At 59.7% G+C, this 19,853-nt stretch carries 13 protein-coding genes and 1 other RNA gene; 6 read left to right on the top strand and 8 right to left on the bottom strand.

The features are described from left to right. Window positions 1-5 precede the first annotated feature (5 nt). Window positions 6-752 carry a substrate-binding periplasmic protein gene (locus QF010_RS23445; RefSeq protein WP_033055664.1) on the top strand — a complete coding sequence of 249 codons (747 nt, stop codon included), beginning with the start codon at window positions 6-8 and terminating at the stop codon, window positions 750-752. A 31-nt stretch (window positions 753-783) separates the two neighbouring features. On the opposite strand, the gene QF010_RS23440 is transcribed toward QF010_RS23445, so the two are convergent. Next, window positions 784-2,484 carry a putative bifunctional diguanylate cyclase/phosphodiesterase gene (locus QF010_RS23440; protein WP_429534043.1) on the bottom strand — a complete coding sequence of 567 codons (1,701 nt, stop codon included), beginning with the start codon at window positions 2,482-2,484 and terminating at the stop codon, window positions 784-786. Window positions 2,485-2,767: 283 nt separating this feature from the next. Here QF010_RS23440 and QF010_RS23435 point away from each other — a divergent pair, with 283 nt between their 5' ends. Continuing rightward, complete coding sequence (locus QF010_RS23435; protein WP_429512549.1) at window positions 2,768-3,082, top strand: helix-turn-helix domain-containing protein; 315 nt, start codon at window positions 2,768-2,770, stop codon at window positions 3,080-3,082. Between the two features lie 181 nt (window positions 3,083-3,263). On the opposite strand, the gene ffs is transcribed toward QF010_RS23435, so the two are convergent. From ffs to QF010_RS23405, 6 genes are all read right to left on the bottom strand, one after another. Continuing rightward, an RNA gene (ffs, locus tag QF010_RS23430) (signal recognition particle sRNA small type) lies at window positions 3,264-3,360 on the bottom strand. A 110-nt stretch (window positions 3,361-3,470) separates the two neighbouring features. Next, a complete protein-coding gene (locus tag QF010_RS23425) occupies window positions 3,471-4,637 on the bottom strand; it encodes a zinc-binding metallopeptidase family protein (RefSeq protein ID WP_429534042.1) in 1,167 nt (388 codons plus the stop codon). 167 nt (window positions 4,638-4,804) lie between these two features. Then, complete coding sequence (gene ligA / locus QF010_RS23420; protein WP_429534041.1) at window positions 4,805-7,162, bottom strand: NAD-dependent DNA ligase LigA; 2,358 nt, start codon at window positions 7,160-7,162, stop codon at window positions 4,805-4,807. Window positions 7,163-7,253: 91 nt separating this feature from the next. Then, window positions 7,254-8,108, bottom strand: a complete 855-nt coding sequence (zipA, locus tag QF010_RS23415; protein WP_033055669.1) for a cell division protein ZipA — start codon at window positions 8,106-8,108, stop codon at window positions 7,254-7,256. Between the two features lie 258 nt (window positions 8,109-8,366). Beyond that, entirely contained in the window at window positions 8,367-11,855 is a 3,489-nt protein-coding gene (gene smc, locus QF010_RS23410) for a chromosome segregation protein SMC (RefSeq protein WP_033055670.1), read from the bottom strand. A 2-nt stretch (window positions 11,856-11,857) separates the two neighbouring features. Continuing rightward, on the bottom strand, window positions 11,858-12,517 hold the full coding sequence (locus QF010_RS23405; RefSeq protein ID WP_033055671.1) for a GntR family transcriptional regulator: 660 nt from the start codon (window positions 12,515-12,517) through the stop codon (window positions 11,858-11,860). Window positions 12,518-12,783: 266 nt separating this feature from the next. Here QF010_RS23405 and xdhA point away from each other — a divergent pair, with 266 nt between their 5' ends. From xdhA to guaD, 4 genes are all read left to right on the top strand, one after another. Then, entirely contained in the window at window positions 12,784-14,238 is a 1,455-nt protein-coding gene (gene xdhA, locus QF010_RS23400) for a xanthine dehydrogenase small subunit (RefSeq protein WP_429512543.1), read from the top strand. Then, on the top strand, window positions 14,231-16,630 hold the full coding sequence (xdhB, locus tag QF010_RS23395) for a xanthine dehydrogenase molybdopterin binding subunit (RefSeq protein WP_429534040.1): 2,400 nt from the start codon (window positions 14,231-14,233) through the stop codon (window positions 16,628-16,630). Before xdhA ends, xdhB begins: the two co-directional genes overlap by 8 nt. A 119-nt stretch (window positions 16,631-16,749) precedes the next feature. Next, the gene (xdhC, locus tag QF010_RS23390; protein ID WP_429534039.1) at window positions 16,750-17,595 is read left to right on the top strand and encodes a xanthine dehydrogenase accessory protein XdhC; all 846 of its coding nucleotides are present in this window, start codon (window positions 16,750-16,752) and stop codon (window positions 17,593-17,595) included. A gap of 8 nt (window positions 17,596-17,603) precedes the next feature. After that, window positions 17,604-18,908 carry a guanine deaminase gene (gene guaD, locus QF010_RS23385; RefSeq protein ID WP_033055675.1) on the top strand — a complete coding sequence of 435 codons (1,305 nt, stop codon included), beginning with the start codon at window positions 17,604-17,606 and terminating at the stop codon, window positions 18,906-18,908. 92 nt (window positions 18,909-19,000) lie between these two features. Here guaD and QF010_RS23380 read toward each other — a convergent pair whose 3' ends face one another. Further along, window positions 19,001-19,765, bottom strand: coding sequence for a GntR family transcriptional regulator (locus QF010_RS23380; protein WP_008146364.1), 765 nt, complete (start codon window positions 19,763-19,765; stop codon window positions 19,001-19,003). Window positions 19,766-19,853 lie beyond the last annotated feature (88 nt).

Below are 19,853 nucleotides of genomic sequence, written 5' to 3'. Positions count from 1 at the left end.
CGTTTATGCGGCTGGTTTTGGGGGCACTGCTGTTAATCAGCCTGAAAGTCGCTGGCGCCGAGCCGCCATTGCGCTTCGTGGTGCCCGACAGTTGGGCGATGCCAATGGTGCAACTGGACCGCGGCCACCCCACCCAAGGCATCCTGCACGACGTGATGGTCAGCCTCGCGACTCAGGTCGGCGTGCCAGCCGAATTTCACGTGCTGCCTCGCACGCGAGTGCAAAACGCCATGGAGCACGACGAAGTCGATATCCGCTGCTATGCGGCGCAGTCCTGGCAGCCGAATCAGTCCGGGGACTACATCTGGAGCATTCCACTTTGGTTTCAGCGCGACCTGCTGATCAGCCGGTCAGATCCGCTGACGTCAGTGACGCCTGCGGACTTGTCGCGACAAGCCATCGGCACGGTACTCGGCTACAGCTACCCGACCCTGCAACCGCTGTTTGACGCCGACCGACTGTATCGCGAAGACGCGCGCAACCAGGAACAGGTGCTGGAAAAGCTCCTGGCCGGACGCTATCACTACGCCGTGAGCAATCAATGGACGCTGGACTGGTTCAATCAGCGCCTGCTGCCTGACCGGCAACTGCAAGGCGTGGCGGTTTTGCAGGAGCAGAGTGTCGGTTGTTATGTGCGCAACGATCCCAAGGTGCCCGTGCAGCGCATTTTGCGCACCTTGGTGCGAATGAAAATGTCCGGAGAAATCGACGACATCATTCGACTGTATATCGGCGGCCCCGCAGATCTGTAGCAGCTGCCGGAGGCTGTTACATGGACCGAGTTCAGACTGCCTGCTCCAACACCTGCCATTGCAGCGGCGCGACAAAACCTTTGACCCAGCCCGTTACTTCTGCGGGCGGCATCGGCGGGGCAATGAAATAGCCTTGAGCAACTTCGCAGCCCAGTCGCAGCAGCAATTCACCGTGCTCGATACTTTCCAGCCCTTCGGCGATCACCTGCCGACCAAAGGCCCGAGCCAGCCCAATGACCGCCCTGGTCAAGGCCAGATCATCCCGATCTTTAAGGATGTCACGCACAAACGACTTGTCGATCTTGATGGTTTGGGTTTGCAAACGTTTGAGGTAGCTCAGGGACGAATAACCGGTGCCAAAATTGCCCAATGAAAACTGCACCCCCAGCGCCTGGCAGGCCTGTAAACAGGCGCTGACATGCTGAATATTTTCGATCGCCACCGACTCGACGATTTCCAGATCGAGCATCTGCGGCGCCACCTGGGCATGCCGGGCGAGCACGTGCTTGAGCCGGTCGACGAAATCCGCGCGCTGAAAATGTCGTGCCGCAATATGAATGCTGACAGGCCAGCCCTGCCCCACTTGCTGCCAATGGTGCACCTGCGACAGGACCTGATCCATCACCCATTCACCAATATCGATGATCAGGTCCGTTTCTTCCACCAGCGGCAAAAACTCCCGGGCCGGCACCATACCGTGTTGCGGATGCTCCCAACGCAACAACGCCTGAAAGCCGACAACCTCGCCACGGCGCATGTTCACCTTGGGCTGGAAATGCACACGCAACTCACCGGCAGCCAGCGCCTGGCGCACTCGCTCGACGGTCTGGTGAGTAGCCTTGACCTCCTGATCCCGGGACACGTCGAACAAATGAAAGCGATTGCGACCGCTTTGTTTCGCCACGTACATGGCCTGATCGGCATGACGCAACAATGTTTCGGCATCTTGATTGTCGTGGGGGAACAGGGTGACGCCGATACTGGCAAACACATTGACGCCCTTGCCATGCAGCAAGTACGGCGCCGAAATGGCGCCGAGCACCCGGTTCAACGCCGCACGCAGTTCCGGCAGATCTCGTACATATCGCAACACCAGCACAAACTCGTCACCGGCCAACCGTGCCACCACATCTTCGCCGCGCACAATGGCGCGCAAACGCTTGGCCACCTCGACCAACAGCAGATCGCCACTGGCATGCCCGTAGCCATCGTTGACCGCTTTGAAGCCGTCGAGATCGAGCATGCATACCGCCAGCGGGATGTTTTCGTGACGGGAGAACTCCAGCGCCTGATCCAGCAAATCCGAGAGGAACGCGCGATTCGGCAGCCCGGTCAGCACGTCATGCCCCACCCGCCATTGCAGTGAATGCAGCAATTGGTGTTTTTCGCTGATGTCGAAACGAATCGAAAGATAACGGTCAACCCGCCCGGTAGCGTCATCGAGCACCGGCACCATGGTGCTGTCGACCCAATACAGGCTGCCGTCCTTGGCGCGATTACAAATCTCGCCTTTCCAGACCTTGCCCAAAGCGATGGTGCGCCACATGGCCGCGAAGAAATCGGCGGAGTGCAGACCGGAGTTGAGGAGACGATGATTCTGCCCGAGCAGTTCTTCGCGGCTATAGCCGGACACGGTACAGAACTGATCGTTGACGTGGGTGATCCGGCCGCTCAGATCGGTCTCGGAAAAAATCGCGGCAGCATCCACGGCCCTGCGGTATTTCTCATCCATGAGTCAGGCTCGCTGTGGCTAGCGGTGATACCGCTCGACCAGTGCAGGATGCCCGGAAGAGATGTTTTTATAGGTAATGCGCAGCAACACGATATCACTCCATGAACAGCGGTTGATGGCCTCCTGACAGCAGAGATCAACTAACCTTAAAGACCCAAAATATCCATTTTGATCGGCGATTCTACGAAACGCATCACATTTTGCAAAGCAAGGTGATGGATCATGCAGTTGTCTAATGCAAAAATCTATCGTTAAGTTCTTGATTCTAAATGGGAATTAAGCGATGCAAAATTCAAGTTTGGGTGCGGCCATTCGGCGCTACCGCAAGGTCGCTGGGCTTACTCAGGCTGAACTCGGCGAAAAGACCGGTTTTGACCCCAAAACCATCAGCCGCTTCGAAACCGGTACCTACACCCCCAGCGTGGAAGCCTTGTTCCTGCTTGCCGATGTGCTGGGTGTGAAGCTGAAAGCCTTTTTCGCAGATTTAGGCGATGAAGATGAACAGCGGGCGTATCTGTTCGGTGTCATACATAACGCCACCCCGAAGGACCTGGGAAAGCTGATTGCAGCGGTTGACCAGGCCTTGTCCAAGCCTTAGTGCCGGAAACAAAAAAGGAGGCCGAGCCGTCGCATTCGACAGCCCGGCCTCCTTTTATGTGTTCGCCCTGAAAACCGGACACGAAAAAACACCGCCCTGGACAATCCATGGCAGAGCAACAAGCATGTATTTTTTTAGACAGATAACGCGAGAGAGGACTCGCGCTGCGTTATGGAGGCAACCCCACCAGCCACACCCCGGCACACAATGTTCCCGCTGTGGCTGCTTCCTTCCGGATCTGACCAGGTTCACGGGTAATCGTTGCGGGGGGACCGATGGGGTCACCATAACGACGCTCACCTGACGGCGAGCCGCGCCATTGTACCTATCTGAGACGAAGTTACAACTGTTCGGGTGGATTAAAAATATGAGAGGACTCAAGCACTTGCTACTGCGCCTGCAACACCTCATCCGCCCGGCCACCCTCCTGCTGGATCACCAGGTGGATGAAGTGCAGCTTGGCGATGACTGCCGGCGGCAGGACGAACGGATAGAAATCCGGCTGCCCCATACTGCGAGACAGTTCATTGAGCATGCCCGCCAGTTCGATCCACGCATTGACGAATGACAGGAACGCCGCGCCGCCGGGATGCTGCGGGTCGTAGAGGGTGCTGGCCGGAAATGGCTTGTAGTCGAAGTCCATTTCCCGCGCGCTCATGCCGAATCCCAACGCCGTATCCACCGCGTCCATCATGTGTAGGTAGTGAGCCCAGGTTTCGGCCCAATCCTCCCACGGGTGCATGGTTGCGTAGGCGCTGACGTAATGTTGCTGCCAGTCGAGCGGCGCGCCTTGCTGGTAATGCCGTTCGAGCGCGTCGGCATAGCTGGCGCGCTCGTCGCCGAACAGGCTGCGGAACGGTTCCAGCCAATGGCTGTTGGCGATCAACCGATCCCAGTAGTAATGCCCGACTTCATGCCGAAAATGCCCGAGCAGCGTGCGATAAGGTTCGTGCATCTGCACCCGGATCTGCTCGCGATGAGCGTCGTCGGCTTCTTTGATATCGAGGGTGATCAGACCGTTGGCGTGACCGGTGGTGGGCGGCTTGCCTTCGAGGTCGACACCGATGAAATCGAAAGCCAGGCCCGCCTCTTCATCCACTGTTTTGGGAATCACCTGCAAACCCAGGCTGACCAACTGTGCGACCAGACGCCGCTTGGCCGTTTCGACCTTGCGCCAGCGTTCGTGGTTTTCGGCAATCGACAGGTCGGGGATGGTGTGGTTCAGGCTGCAGGCGATGCATAGCGCATCGTGGTCATTGGCGGGCAACAACCAATTGCACGCGGCCGGGGAATCGAGGTTGGCGCAGCGGCGCAAGACACCGGTTTCGGGATCGGCGTCGAGCAACCAGGTATCAGCCTGCAAGCCGGGCTGAAGCGACGACAGGCGACTCTGCTCCGGCTGATAACCCAACGCCGCCGAACACGCCAGGCACTGGCTGTTGCGAAAAAACAGCGACTGCCCACAGCGGCACTGCCAGACCTTGCTGTTACGCGAGCTTTCGCCGATGAAGGGCGCAGCGATGCGTGAACTGAGCTGTTCGAAGAAGCGGTACATGGCGATCTCTCCCTGGGGCTTGCCAAGACTAGATCATTGCCGTGCGAAGATCGTTCCGCAGTTGTGGCGAGGGAGCTTGCTCCCGCTCGCCTGCGCAGCAGGCGCCAAGACTCAAGGGACCGCTTCGCGCTCCAGCGGGAGCAAGCTCCCTCGCCACAGATCCCGGGTTAGATCAAGATGTTGTATTCCTTCAGACGAGCAACAAACGCCTCTTCATCCAGAACCTTCAACCCCAGCTCATTGGCCTTTGCCAACTTGGAACCTGCGCCCGGCCCGGCGACCACACAATGAGTCTTGGCCGACACCGAGCCCGCCACCTTGGCACCGAGGCTTTCGAGTTTGTCCTTGGCGATGTCGCGGCTCATCAGCTCCAGCGAGCCGGTCAGCACCCAGGTCTGCCCGGCCAGCGGCAGGCCTTCAACGACTTTCTTCTCGCTCTGCCAGTGCATACCAAAATCGCGCAGCTGTTTCTCGGCGGCTTCAGCAATTTGACGATGTTGCGCAACCGCAAAGAACTCCCGAACCGAAGTGGCCTGTTTTTCCGGCAGCGCCTGGCGCATATCCAGCCAGTCGGCGCTGAAAACCCCTTCAAGCGAACCAAACTTGTCCGCCAGTTTCTGCGCCCCACCCGGCCCCACCGAAGGAATGTGCAACTTGTCGAGGAAACCACCCAACGTGGTGCTGGCAGCAAACTCGGCACCCAACTCGCCCTGATCCTGAATCTGCAGGCCGTGCTTGAGCAGGTCCTTGATTACCTGCTGGTTATGCGCATCTTCGAAGAAGCTGTGAATCTCGTGAGCCACTTCCAGGCCGACGTCCGGCAAGTACGTGAGCACTTGCGGCAACGCCTGCTGAACCCGCTCCAGCGAGCCGAGAGAACGCGCCAGCACCTTGGCCGTCTCTTCGCCAACATCGGGAATCCCGAGGGCGTAGATGAAGCGTGCCAGACTCGGCTTCTTGCTGTCTTCAATGGCGCTGAGCAGGTTCTTGCTCGACAGTTCGGCAAAGCCTTCCAGATCGACGATTTGCTCGAACGTCAGGGCGTACAGATCGGCCGGCGAATTGACCAGACCTTCATCCACCAATTGCTCGACGCTCTTCTCACCCAGGCCTTCAATGTCCATGGCGCGGCGGGAGACGAAGTGAATGATTGCCTGCTTGAGTTGCGCACCGCAGGCCAGACGGCCAACGCAGCGATACACCGCGCCTTCGCTGACGGTCTCGCGACCTTTGCTGCGCTTGACCAGTTGCGTGCGCTCGACATGCGAGCCGCAAACCGGGCACTTCTCGGGAATCTGCACTGGCCGTGCATTGTCCGGACGACGCTCGATGACCACTTGCACCACCTGCGGAATCACATCGCCAGCGCGGCGAATGATCACGGTGTCGCCGATCATCAGGCCCAGACGCGCCACTTCGTCCATGTTGTGCAACGTCGCGTTGGCCACGGTCACGCCAGCCACTTTGACTGGTTTCAAGCGCGCCACGGGTGTTACCGCACCGGTACGGCCGACCTGGAATTCCACGTCGAGCAATTCAGTGAGTTCTTCCATGGCAGGGAATTTGTGCGCGATCGCCCAGCGCGGTTCACGGGCACGGAAGCCCAGCTCACGCTGAGAGGCAATGCTGTTGACCTTGAACACCACGCCGTCGATTTCGTAGGGCAGCGAATTGCGGCGCTCACCGATGTCGCGGTAGTAATCCAGGCATTCATCAATGCCGTGAGCCAGTTTCAACTCATGACTGATCGGCATGCCCCAGGCTTTGAGTTGCTGCAGATTGCCAATATGCGTGTCAGCAATATCGGCCGAAATCTGACCGATGCCATAGCAGCAGAACTCCAGCGGACGGTTGGCCGTGATCTTCGAATCGAGCTGACGCAAACTGCCCGCCGCCGCGTTGCGCGGATTGGCAAAGGTCTTGCCGCCAACTTCCAGCTGCGTGGCGTTGAGACGTTCAAAACCGGCCTTGGACATGAACACTTCGCCGCGCACTTCCAGGGTCGCCGGCCAGCCAGTACCGTGCAGCTTGAGCGGAATGTTGCGCACGGTACGGACGTTGACGCTGATGTCTTCGCCGGTGGTGCCATCGCCGCGAGTCGCGCCGCGCACCAGCACGCCGTCCTGATACAGCAAGCTGACCGCCAGGCCATCGAGCTTGGGTTCACAGCTGTATTCCACCGCCGCGCCGCCACCGAACAAATCGCCGGCCGGCAGGTCGAGACCTTCAGTCACCCGACGATCGAACTCGCGCATGTCGGTTTCTTCGAAGGCGTTGCCGAGGCTGAGCATCGGCACTTCGTGACGCACCTGTGTGAACGCCGACAGCGCCGCACTGCCGACACGCTGGGTCGGCGAGTCGCTGGTGATCAATGCGGGATGGGCTGCTTCGAGGGCCTTGAGCTCGTTGAACAACCGATCGTATTCGGCGTCCGGAATGCTCGGCTCGTCCAGCACGTGGTAGCGATAGTTGTGCTGATCCAGCTCAGCGCGCAGCTCTAGAATGCGGTTTTTGGCGGCGGTCATGGGTGTTCTCTCATAAAGCAAAAGAGCAGCCGAGGCTGCTCAATCTATTTTGCTGATCGTCCCGCGCGCGGTGCGGGAACAACCTTTTGAATCAACGCTTCTGGGTCAGGGCGCGACGTTCGAACTCAACGATGCGCTGACGGTAATGCTCAATCGTCTGGGCAGTCAGCACGCTGCGCTGATCGTCTTTCAGTTCGCCGTTCAGCTCCTGGGACAGTTTGCGCGCCGCAGCCACCATCACATCGAAGGCTTGCTTCGGATGACGCGGACCTGGCAGACCGAGGAAGAAGCTCACTGCCGGTGTGCTGAAGTGGTCGATGTCGTCCAGATCGAAAACGCCCGGCTTGACCGCATTGGCCATCGAGAACAGGACTTCGCCATTGCCAGCCATGCTTTCGTGGCGGTGGAAGATGTCCATCTCGCCGAAACGCAGACCACTTTCCAGAATATTCTGCAACAGCGCCGGGCCTTTGAAGCCGGCGGCGTCGCGGCAGATCACGCTGATCACCAATACTTCTTCGGCTTGCGGTTGTTCCCTGTCGCTGGTCGAACTCGAAGCCTTGGTGTCATCCGGGAAATCGTCGTCACGGCTGCTGAAGCTCGGGCCGCCGTCCAGATCCAGACTGAGGTTCATGTCGCCTTGCGAAGGCTCGCCATGACCACGCTTGCCGCGCTTGGAACCCGACTCACGCGGCTCACGGGCAGGCATGCTCACCGACGGCAGGTCGTGCTCGTCCAGTTGCGGTTCTTTATGCGTATCCAGTACGCGGGGCGGGCCCAACAGCTCGGCGCTGGTGTCCTCGTCCGGCAAGTTGGACAAACTTCGGTCGAGACGGAATTTCAGTTTCCCCTTGCCGCCGCGCATGCGACGCCAGCCATCGAAAAGAATACCGGCAATGACAATAATGCCGATGACGATCAGCCACTCGCGCAGACCGATTTCCATGTAATCCCGTGCCTCTATAAAAAATGCTGAAAAATAAGAGGTTTACAACTCGTAAACCGCTTTAAAACGTGGCGCCAACTCTATGTTCTGACAGGCGTTTTGCCCACGTATACGAAAAATTGACATTAAACTAGCACGACCAAAGGCAACTTTACACCGTCTGTCACTATGGCTTGCGCGAATATGTCGATTGGCCAGCAAGTCAGGGAAGGTAAATAAGTCCTACAACTCAATAATACCTCTCCTACAAGCGCCGACTCAGGCATCCACCATCGCCATCGCCTCCTCGACATCCACTGCCACCAGACGCGAGCATCCCGGTTCGTGCATCGTCACCCCCATCAGTTGCTCGGCCATTTCCATGGCGATCTTGTTGTGGGTGATATAGATGAACTGCACCGTCTGCGACATCTCTTTGACCAGCCGTGCGTAGCGTCCAACGTTAGCGTCATCCAATGGCGCGTCAACTTCATCGAGCATGCAGAACGGCGCCGGATTCAACTTGAAGATGGCAAAAACCAGAGCCAATGCGGTCAGGGCTTTTTCGCCACCGGAGAGCAAATGGATGGTGCTGTTCTTCTTTCCTGGCGGCTGCGCCATGATCGTTACCCCTGTATCGAGTAGATCTTCGCCCGTCAGTTCCAAATAGGCGCGGCCTCCACCGAAAACTTTTGGGAAAAGGGCCTGTAAACCGCCATTGATCTGATCAAAGGTATCTTTGAAGCGGTTCCGGGTTTCCTTGTCGATCTTGCGAATCACGTTTTCGAGCGTATCGAGCGCCTCGACCAAATCGTCATTCTGCGCATCCAGATAACGTTTACGCTCGGATTGTTGCTGGTATTCGTCGATGGCCGCCAGGTTGATCGCACCGAGGCGCTGAATCCGCGCGGCAATGCGTTCGAGTTCTTCTTCGGCGTCTTTCTCGTTGGCCTCGGCCACCAGCGTGGCGAGCACGCCGTGGAGATCGTAGCCGTCTTCCAGCAACTGATCTTCGAGCGCCTTGCGGCGCACGGTCAGGGCTTGCCATTCCATGCGCTGGGTTTCCATCTGGCCGCGAATCAATTGCGATTGCTGCTCCGCCTGACTGCGACGTTTTTCTGCGTCGCGCAATTCGCGATCAGCGTCTTCCAGAGCGATCTGTGCAGTCTTGAGTTCTTCGTCGACGGTCATGCGCTTGTCGAGCAACTCTTCGAGTTTGAGGCGCAACTCTTCCAGCGGCGCCTCGCCCTCCTCCAGGTTGAGACTCAGCTGTTCGCGCTTCTCGGTCAGGCGCTCGGACTGCATTTCCAGACGTTCCAGCGCCTGACGCGTGGAGTCGTGTTGCGCCTTGAGCGAGCCCAGACGCACCGCCAATTGATGCGCGTGATCCTTGTGTTGCCGGGCTTCCTGCCGCACCCGATCCAGTCGCTCGCGCAAGCTGTCGCGCTGGGCCAGCAGCAACTCGCGCTGCTCGGTGTCCAGCGCCATGCTGTCGAGGGCTTCCTGCAATTGCAGGCGCGCTTCGCCGATATTTTCGTGTTCCAGCGCCCGCTGCTCAGCCAACTCGGTGAGTTCTTCGTCCAGTCGTGTACGACGCAAGGTCAGTTGTTCGGCCTTGGCTTTACCGGCGGACAACTGGGCTTTCAATTCGCCTTGCTGACGCGCTTCGTCTTGCAGCAGACGGCGCAGATGTTCGCGACCGTTTTCCTGCTGACGCTGTTGCGCCCTGAGATTCTGAAGTTGGGTTTCCAGGGTTTCGACCGTGGCTTCGCGCTCTTCGCGCTCAAGGCCCAGACGCTGGATTTCCTGACCACGGGCGAGCACACCGCTTTCCGCTTCGCTGGCCCGACGCACGCGCAAAAAGTGCCGACCGACCCAGTAACCGTCGCGGCTGATCAGGCTCTGGCCGGCGGTCAATTGATTGCGCAGGGCCAACGCCTGTTCGAGGCTGTCGACCGGTTTAACCTGCCCTAACCATGGCGCCAGATCGATCTGCGCTTCAACTTTATCGAGCAAGCTGCCGGGCACGCGCACGCCATCAGTGGCCGGGCTGAGCAAGCGCAAATCGCCCTGGGTAAAGCCGGCCAGATCGAAATCGCCGAAGTCATCCACCAGTACCGCTTGCAGGTCGGCACCGAGCACGGTTTCCACCGCCAGCTCCCAACCAGCTTCAACTTTCAGGCCTTCGGCCAGACGCGGACGGTCCGCCAAATGTTGTTCGCGCAGCCATTCAGCGGTGCCGGTGCCGGGATCGAGTGCGGCTTGCTGCAAGGCTTCAAGGGAAGCGAGGCGACCGTTCAGACGCTGCAAATCGCCCTGAGCCTGCTGCTGATTTTGCAGTGCCAGTTGCAATTCCTGACGCAGTTGCTCGAGGCGTTCGACCTGGGCTTCTTCGCTGGCCTGCAAATCTTCCAGCGTCGCTTCACTCGCGGCCAATTGCTCGCTGAGCTCCATGATCGCCGCGTCTTCCGGGTCTGCCGAGAGCAACGCGCGCTCTTCGCCCAGACGCTTCTGACGATCGGCCAGTCGCTCCATACTGGTTTCCAGCTGCTGGATCCGCGACTGCTGAACTTCGGATTGGCGACGCGGTTCGGCGGCCGTCAGGTTGAAGGTGTCCCACTGCTCTTGCCAGGCGTGCATGGTGGTTTCGGATTCTTCCAGCGCGGCGGCCGCTTCTTCGGCGGCGGCGCTGGTGACTTCCTGTTCGGGGGTGAGCATGTCCAGCTCTTCGCCCAGGGTCAGCAGCAAGGTGCGGTCGTGGCCCAAGTGAGACTCGGTTTCCAGACGCGCGCGCTCGGCTTCTTTCAGGTCGTCCTGCAATTGGCGCAAACGCTGCTGACCGTGCTGAATACTCTGCTCGACCCGGGCGATGTCGCCGCCGACCGAATAGAAGCGCCCCTGCACCAGATTGAAGCGTTCGGACAGGTCGTGGTGCCCGTCACGCAAGCGTTCAATCGCCGCATCGGCATTGCGCTGCTCGGCGACCAACGCTTCGAAGGTGACTTCCTGATTGCCGATGACTGCTTCACGCTGACCGACCTGTTCATTCAACGCCTGCCAGCGCAGGGCCGACAGTTGGGCCTTGAGCTGCCGCTCCTCGCCCTTGTATTCCTGATACTTCTTGGCGGCCTCGGCCTGGCGGTACAAGCGTTCAAGCTGACGCTCGAGCTCTTCGCGCAGGTCGGTCAGGCGGGCCAGGTTTTCGTGGGTGCGGCGGATGCGGTTTTCAGTCTCGCGCCGGCGCTCCTTGTACTTGGAGATGCCTGCCGCTTCTTCAATGAAGTTGCGCAGGTCTTCGGGCTTCGACTCGATCAGCTTGGAGATCATCCCCTGCTCAATAATCGAGTAGCTGCGCGGGCCCAGGCCTGTCCCCAGAAAGATGTCGGTGATATCGCGACGGCGGCACTTGGTGCCGTTGAGGTAGTAAGTGGTCTGGCTGTCGCGGGTCACTTTGCGGCGAATGGAAATTTCCGCGTAGGCCGCGTATTCGCCGAGCAGGGTGCCGTCGGAGTTATCGAACACCAGCTCGATGCTGGCCTGGCTCACCGGTTTACGGCTGGTCGAGCCGTTGAAGATGACGTCGGTCATCGACTCGCCGCGCAGGTTCTTGGCCGAACTCTCGCCCATCACCCAGCGCACGGCGTCGATGATGTTCGACTTGCCGCAACCATTGGGCCCGACCACCGCCGCCATGTTACTGGGGAAGTTCACCGTGGTCGGGTCGACGAAGGATTTGAACCCCGCCAGCTTGATGCACTTTAGCCGCACGCTTAAGCGTCCGTCAGGGCAGAAACCACCAGATCACTGCTGCGCTGGGCATACGCCGTCAGCACAATGCGGATCTGCGGAAAATCTCGGGCCAGCACGGCGGCGAGCAAGCGTTCGAACAGTTCGAGGAACTCGCTCATCGAGGCCTTGCGCTGTTCCAGGGCGAGGAAATACGCGCGGCTCATGGCCGGCTGCAGATTCTCGACGGTTTCCTGCAAGTACGGGTTGTTGGCGAACGGATACGCGGCGCGCATCACACTGAAGCTGTCGTCGACAAAGGTGCGAATGTCCTGGCGCTCGTAGCTGGCGGTCAGACGCTGCTGGATTTGCACGAATGGCGCCATGTCGGCCTGGACTTTCCAGCCGCTGGCCACTGCATTACCCAGCAGGATGTAAAGCTCGCTCATCAGCGTGCACAGGCTCTGGACCTTGTGAACCGTGAGCTCGGTCACGTGGGCGCCACGTCGCGGCAGGATCGCGATCAGGTGGCGGCGCTCGAGGATCAGCAAGGCTTCACGGACCGAACCGCGGCTGACATTGAGGGCCTGCGTGACCTTCTGTTCCTGGATGCGCTCCCCGGGCTTCATTTCGCCACGAATGATGCGTTCGGCGAGGTGGTGAGCAATTTGCTCGGCGAGGCTGTCCGGCGCCTTGAACGTCATGGTTGTCCTTCAAACTCTTCGATCTGCACAAGCGGCGCAGTGTAGCGCACATGAAGGGTCATGGCGGAGTGCCCACTCGGCGGTTTTTGGCACGAATCCAGCAAAAAGCAGGCTATCCCGTGAGGGTCAATAATAAAGGAACGAGTCGTTGATCGACAAAATGCCATTTCCTGACCTTTAAGTCAGAAAATCATTGACCGCAAAGTCAGACCTGATAAATTCGGTTCAAGTCGGTTAACAACAATAATGAGTCTGCGAGGCCTTCCGTGATCCAGTTTTTACTTAACCAGGAACTCCGTAGCGAGCACGCCCTGGACCCAAACCTGACCGTGCTCAATTATCTGCGCGACCATGTGGGCAAACCCGGCACCAAAGAAGGCTGCGCCAGCGGTGACTGCGGCGCCTGCACCGTGGTGGTTGGCGAGCTGCAAACGGATGACGATGGCCGCGAACACATTCGCTATCGCAGCCTCAACTCGTGCCTGACGTTCGTTTCGTCATTGCACGGCAAACAATTGATCAGCGTTGAAGACCTCAAGCACCAAGGCGAACTGCACAGCGTGCAGAAAGCCATGGTCGAGTGCCACGGGTCGCAATGCGGCTTCTGCACGCCGGGCTTCGTCATGTCGCTGTTCGCGCTGCAAAAAAACAGTGATCAACCGGATGCTCATAAAGCTCACGAAGCACTGGCCGGCAACCTCTGCCGCTGCACCGGTTATCGGCCGATTCTGGCTGCCGCCGAACAATCCTGCTGCGGCAAGCAAACGGACCAGTTCGACGCCCGTGAAGCTGACACCATCGCTCGCCTGAAGGCCATTGCCCCTACCGATATCGGCGAACTCAACAGTGGCGACAAGCGCTGCCTGGTGCCGCTGACCGTCGCCGATCTGGCTGACCTCTATGACGCTTATCCACAGGCTCGCCTGCTGGCCGGCGGCACGGATCTGGCGCTGGAAGTCACGCAGTTCCACCGCACCCTGCCGGTGATGATCTACGTCGGCAACGTCGCCGAGATGAAGCGCATCGAGCGCTTCGACGATCGCCTGGAAATCGGCGCTGCCACCGCCCTCTCCGATTGCTACGAGGCCTTGAAAACCGAGTACCCGGACTTCGGCGAATTGCTGCAACGCTTTGCTTCCCTGCAGATCCGCAACCAGGGCACCCTCGGCGGCAACATCGGCAACGCCTCACCGATCGGTGACTCCCCGCCCCTGCTGATTGCACTCGGAGCGCAGATCGTTTTGTGCAAAGGCGAAGTTCGCCGCACGATGGCGCTGGAAGATTACTTCATCGATTACCGGGTCACCGCGCGTCAGGAAAGCGAGTTCATCGAAAAGATCATCGTGCCGCGTGCCAGCGCCGAACAACTGTTCCGCGCCTACAAAGTCTCCAAGCGACTGGACGATGACATTTCCGCTGTCTGCGCCGCGTTCAACCTGCGCATCGACAACGGCGTGATCGCCGACGCCCGCGTCGCCTTCGGCGGCATGGCCGCAATCCCGAAACGTGCAAAAAACTGTGAAGCCGTTCTGCTCGGCGCCACCTGGAACAACGACACCGTCGAACGCGCCTGCGCTGCACTGGCCGAAGATTTCACGCCACTCTCGGACTTCCGCGCCAGCAAGGAATACCGCCTGCTCAGCGCGCAGAACCTGCTGCGTAAATACTTCATCGAACTGCAAACACCGCACATCGAGACTCGGGTGACCGCTTATGTCTAACCATCACGCCGTAGAGAAGACCCAGGCCGAACTGGCTGAACTGTTCGCCAAGGACCTGACCACCGGTGTCGGCCGCAGCGTCAAGCACGACAGCGCCGCCAAGCACGTGTCCGGTGAAGCGCAGTACATCGACGACCGGCTGGAATTTCCGAACCAGTTGCATGTTTACGCACGCCTGTCGGACCGCGCCCACGCGAAAATCATCAGCATCGACACCCAGCCTTGTTACGCCTTCGACGGCGTGCGCATCGCTATCACCCACAAAGACGTGCCGGGCCTGAAAGACATCGGTCCACTGATGCCGGGCGATCCGTTACTGGCCATCGATGACGTCCAGTTCGTCGGTCAAGTGGTGCTCGCCGTTGCGGCGAAGGACCTGGAAACCGCCCGCAAAGCCGCGATGGCCGCGATCATCGAATACGAAGATCTGGAGCCGGTGCTGGATGTGGTCGAAGCGCTGCGCAAACGCCACTTTGTGCTCGACAGTCACACGCATCAGCGCGGCGATTCGGCCGGCGCCCTGGCAACCGCCGAGCATCGTATCCAGGGCACGCTGCACATCGGCGGCCAGGAACACTTCTATCTGGAAACCCAGATCTCTTCGGTGATGCCGACTGAAGATGGCGGGATGATCGTCTACTGCTCGACGCAGAACCCCACCGAAGTGCAGAAGCTCGTCGCCGAAGTGCTCGATGTGTCGATGAACAAAATCGTCGTCGACATGCGCCGCATGGGCGGTGGTTTCGGCGGCAAGGAAACCCAGGCTGCCAGTCCGGCGTGCCTGTGCGCAGTGATCGCGCACCTCACCGGCCAGCCGACCAAGATGCGCCTGCCTCGGGTCGAAGACATGCTGATGACCGGCAAACGTCACCCGTTCTACGTCGAATACGACGTGGGCTTTGACAGCACCGGTCGGCTGCACGGTATTGCCCTGGAACTGGCCGGCAACTGCGGTTGCTCGCCGGACCTCTCGGCGTCGATTGTCGACCGCGCGATGTTCCACGCCGACAACTCGTACTACCTGGGCGACGCGACCATCAACGGTCACCGCTGCAAAACCAACACCGCGTCGAACACCGCTTACCGTGGTTTCGGCGGCCCGCAAGGCATGGTCGCCATCGAAGAAGTGATGGACGCCATCGCCCGCCATCTGGCCCTCGATCCGCTGGCGGTGCGCAAGGCCAACTACTACGGTAAGACCGAGCGCAACGTCACCCATTACTACCAGACCGTCGAGCACAATATGCTCGAGGAAATGACCGCCGAACTGGAAGAAAGCAGCCAGTACGCCGAGCGCCGCGAAGCGATTCGTCGCTACAACGCCAACAGCCCGATCCTGAAAAAAGGCCTGGCGCTGACCCCGGTGAAATTCGGTATTTCCTTCACCGCCAGCTTCCTCAACCAGGCCGGTGCGCTGATCCACATTTACACCGACGGCAGCATCCACCTGAACCATGGCGGCACCGAAATGGGCCAGGGCCTGAACACCAAAGTCGCGCAGGTCGTGGCCGAAGTATTCCAGGTGGAAATGGACCGCGTGCAGATCACCGCGACCAATACCGACAAGGTGCCGAACACTTCGCCGACCGCCGCTTCCAGCGGTGCCGACCTGAACGGTAAAGCTGCACAGAACGCAGCAGAAATCATCAAGAAGCGCCTGGTTGAATTTGCCGCGCGGCAGTACAAGGTCAGCGAAGAGGACGTGGAATTCCACAACGGTCATGTACGCGTTCGCGATCACATCCTGACCTTCGAAGCGCTGATCCAGCAGGCGTATTTCGCTCAGGTGTCGCTGTCGAGCACCGGGTTCTACAAGACCCCGAAAATCTTCTACGACCGTAGCCAGGCGCGCGGTCGGCCGTTCTATTACTACGCCTTCGGCGCAGCGTGCTGCGAGGTGATCATCGACACCCTCACCGGCGAGTACAAAATGCTGCGCACCGACATCCTCCACGACGTCGGCGACTCGCTGAACCCGGCGATCGACATCGGTCAGGTCGAGGGTGGTTTCATCCAGGGCATGGGCTGGCTGACCATGGAAGAACTGGTGTGGAACAACAAGGGCAAACTGATGACCAACGGCCCGGCCAGCTACAAGATCCCGGCGGTGGCGGACATGCCGCTGGACCTGCGGGTGAAGCTGGTGGAAAACCGCAAGAACCCGGAAGACACGGTGTTCCATTCCAAGGCTGTGGGTGAGCCGCCGTTCATGCTCGGCATCGCCTCGTGGTGTGCGATCAAGGACGCCGTGGCGAGCCTGGGCGACTACAAGCATCAACCGAAAATCGACGCACCGGCGACCCCGGAGCGGGTGTTGTGGGGCTGTGAGCAGATGCGGCAGTTGAAGGCGGTGAAAGCTGCCGAAACTGAGCCGGAGCTGGCTTCGCTTTAAGACCGAGGCGCGGCCATCGCGAGCAGGGCTCACTCCTACAGGGGAATGCATTCCAAATGTAGGAGTGAGCCCTGCTCGCGAATAGGCCCGAACAGACAACAAAGATGTCGAGGTGAAACATGTACAACTGGATCGACGCCCTCGCCGACCTGCAATCCCGGGGTGAGCCCTGCGTGTTGGTGACCATCATCGAAGAGCTCGGCTCAACGCCGCGCAATGCCGGTTCGAAGATGGTCATCAGCGCCACCCAGACCTTCGACACCATCGGTGGCGGGCATCTGGAATACAAGGCCATGCAGATCGGCCGCGAGATGCTGGCCAGCGGCAAGCAGGACACCCATCTGGAGCGCTTCAGCCTAGGCGCCAGCCTCGGCCAGTGCTGCGGCGGCGTGACTGTGTTGCTGTTCGAACCGATGGGCCAGGTCCAGGCGCAGATCGCCGTGTTCGGTGCCGGCCACGTCGGTCGGGCGCTGGTGCCGCTGCTCGCCAGCCTGCCCTGCCGGGTGCGCTGGATCGACTCGCGGGAGGCCGAATTCCCGGAACAAATCCCCCACGGTGTGCGCAAAATCGTCACCGAAGAACCAGTGGACGAAGTCGACGACCTGCCTGCCGGCAGCTACTGCATCGTCATGACCCACAATCACCAGCTCGACCTCGAACTCACCGCCGCGATCCTCAAGCGCAACGACTTCGCCTACTTCGGCCTGATCGGTTCGAAGACCAAACGGGTGAAGTTCGAACACCGCTTGCGTGACCGTGGTTTCGACAGCGCCGTGCTGCAACGCATGCGCTGCCCGATGGGCATCGGCGAAGTCAAAGGCAAGTTGCCTGTGGAAATCGCCATCTCCATCGCCGGCGAAATCATCGCCACCTATAACGCCAATTTCGGCCAGCAAACTGCCAGCGCCGGATCATCGATTGCCAAATTGCTGCCCGCGTCACGCCGCAGCCAAGCTTCCAATTGAGAACTCACATGCCTCTGACACGCAAAGCCTACCGCGCCGCCATTCTGCACAGCATCGCCGACCCCGCCGAAGTGGGCATCGAAGCGTCTTATGAGTATTTCGAAGACGGCCTGCTGGTGGTTGATAACGGCCAGATCAGCGCCCTTGGTCACGCCAGCGACTTGCTGCCGACCCTGCCGGCCGACATCGAGATCACCCATTATCAGGACGCGCTGATCACCCCAGGCTTCATCGATACCCACATTCACTTGCCGCAAACCGGCATGGTCGGCGCCTACGGCGAGCAGTTGCTGGACTGGCTCAACACCTACACTTTCCCGTGCGAAAGCCAGTTTGCCGACAAGGCTCACGCTGACGAAGTCGCGGGCATTTTCATCAAGGAACTGCTGCGCAACGGCACCACCACCGCGTTGGTCTTCGGCAGCGTGCACCCGCAGTCGGTGAACTCGTTCTTCGAGGCCGCCGAACAGCTGGACCTGCGGATGATCGCCGGCAAGGTGATGATGGACCGCAACGCGCCGGACTACCTGACCGACACCGCCGAATCCAGCTACGTGGAAAGCAAGGCGCTGATCGAACGCTGGCACGGCAAGGGCCGTTTGCACTACGCGGTCACCCCGCGCTTTGCACCGACCAGCACCCCTGAACAGCTGACTCTCGCCGGCCAGTTGCTCAGCGAATTCCCTGACGTGTACATGCAGACCCACATCAGCGAAAACCTCAAGGAAGTCGAGTGGGTCAAGGAGCTGTTCCCGGAGCGCAAGGGTTACCTGGACGTCTACGACCACTACAAACTGCTCGGCGAGCGCTCGGTGTTCGCCCATGGCGTGCACCTGTGCGACGACGAGTGCGCGCGGCTGGCGGAAACCGGCTCGGCGATCGCCTTCTGCCCGACGTCGAACTTCTTCCTTGGCAGCGGCCTGTTCAACCTGCCGATGGCCGAGAAGCACAAGTTGAATGTCGGCCTCGGTACGGACGTTGGCGGCGGCACCAGTTTCTCACTGCTGCAAACGCTGAACGAAGCGTACAAGGTCATGCAGATGCAAGGCGCACGGTTGAGCCCGTTCAAATCGCTGTACCTGGCCACCCTCGGCGGCGCGCGTGCGCTGCGGCTGGAAGACAAGATCGGCACCCTGCAACCCGGCACTGATGCGGACTTCCTTGTGCTGGACTACAACGCCACGCCGCTGCTGAGCTATCGCTTGAAGCAGGCCAATAACATTGCCGAGACGTTGTTTGTATTGATGACGCTGGGGGATGACCGGACGGTGTTGCAGACGTATGCGGCGGGGAATCAGGTGCATCAGCGCTAGGTTTTTCGGGCATAAAAAAATCCCCCATCGTTTTACAGCCTGGGGGATTTTTTGTGTTGTTGAGGTCGCCTTCGCAAGCAAGCCTCGGTGTGTCAGAGTTTCGCAGCAGGCCGCCCTGGCTTCTTGGTCTGCAACAAATGCGAGAACACCGCGTGCAAATCATCCGACGCGCTTTCTTCGTCGAGGTTGAGTTTGCTGTCGATGTGATCCATGTGATGCATCATCAGATCCACTGCCAACTCGGCATTGCGCGCTTCGATGGCGTCGATCAGCTGGGTGTGCTCGTCGTAGGAACAGTGGGAGCGATTGCCGCTTTCATACTGGGCAATGATCAACGAAGTCTGGGACACCAGGCTGCGCTGGAAGCTGATCAGTGGCGCGTTTTTCGCCGCTTCGGCCAACTTCAAGTGGAACTCGCCCGACAGACGAATACCGGCGCCGCGATCACCACGGGAGAAGCTGTCGCGCTCGTCGTTGACCATCTGGCGCAACTCGGCAATTTGCTCGGCAGTGGCATGCTGCACCGCCAACTCAGTAATCGCTCGCTCCACCAGACGCCGGGCCATGAACACCTGGCGAGCCTCTTCGACACTCGGGCTGGCGACGACAGCGCCACGGTTCGGACGCAGCAGCACGACGCCTTCATGGGCCAGGCGCGACAGCGCGCGGCGAATGATGGTGCGACTGACCCCGAAAATTTCCCCCAGCGCTTCTTCGCTCAACTTGGTACCGGGCGCCAGACGCTGTTCGAGGATGGCCTCGAAGATATGCGCATAGACAATATCGTCCTGGGTACCGCTGCGGCCGGCTTTGCCTGCTCGCGGTTGTTTCTTTAGGGGTTGCAACTGTTCGTTCATGGGCACTCGAGTCGGAAGAACTGCGGCGAATTGACCGTGACTGTAATACGGCACAGAGGGTCGCTGGCAAGTATCGCGTAAAAAACAC

This window comes from Pseudomonas silensiensis, assembly GCF_050434865.1.
Classification (GTDB): domain Bacteria; phylum Pseudomonadota; class Gammaproteobacteria; order Pseudomonadales; family Pseudomonadaceae; genus Aquipseudomonas; species Aquipseudomonas fluorescens_W.
This window is presented reverse-complemented; position numbering and strand designations above follow the sequence as displayed.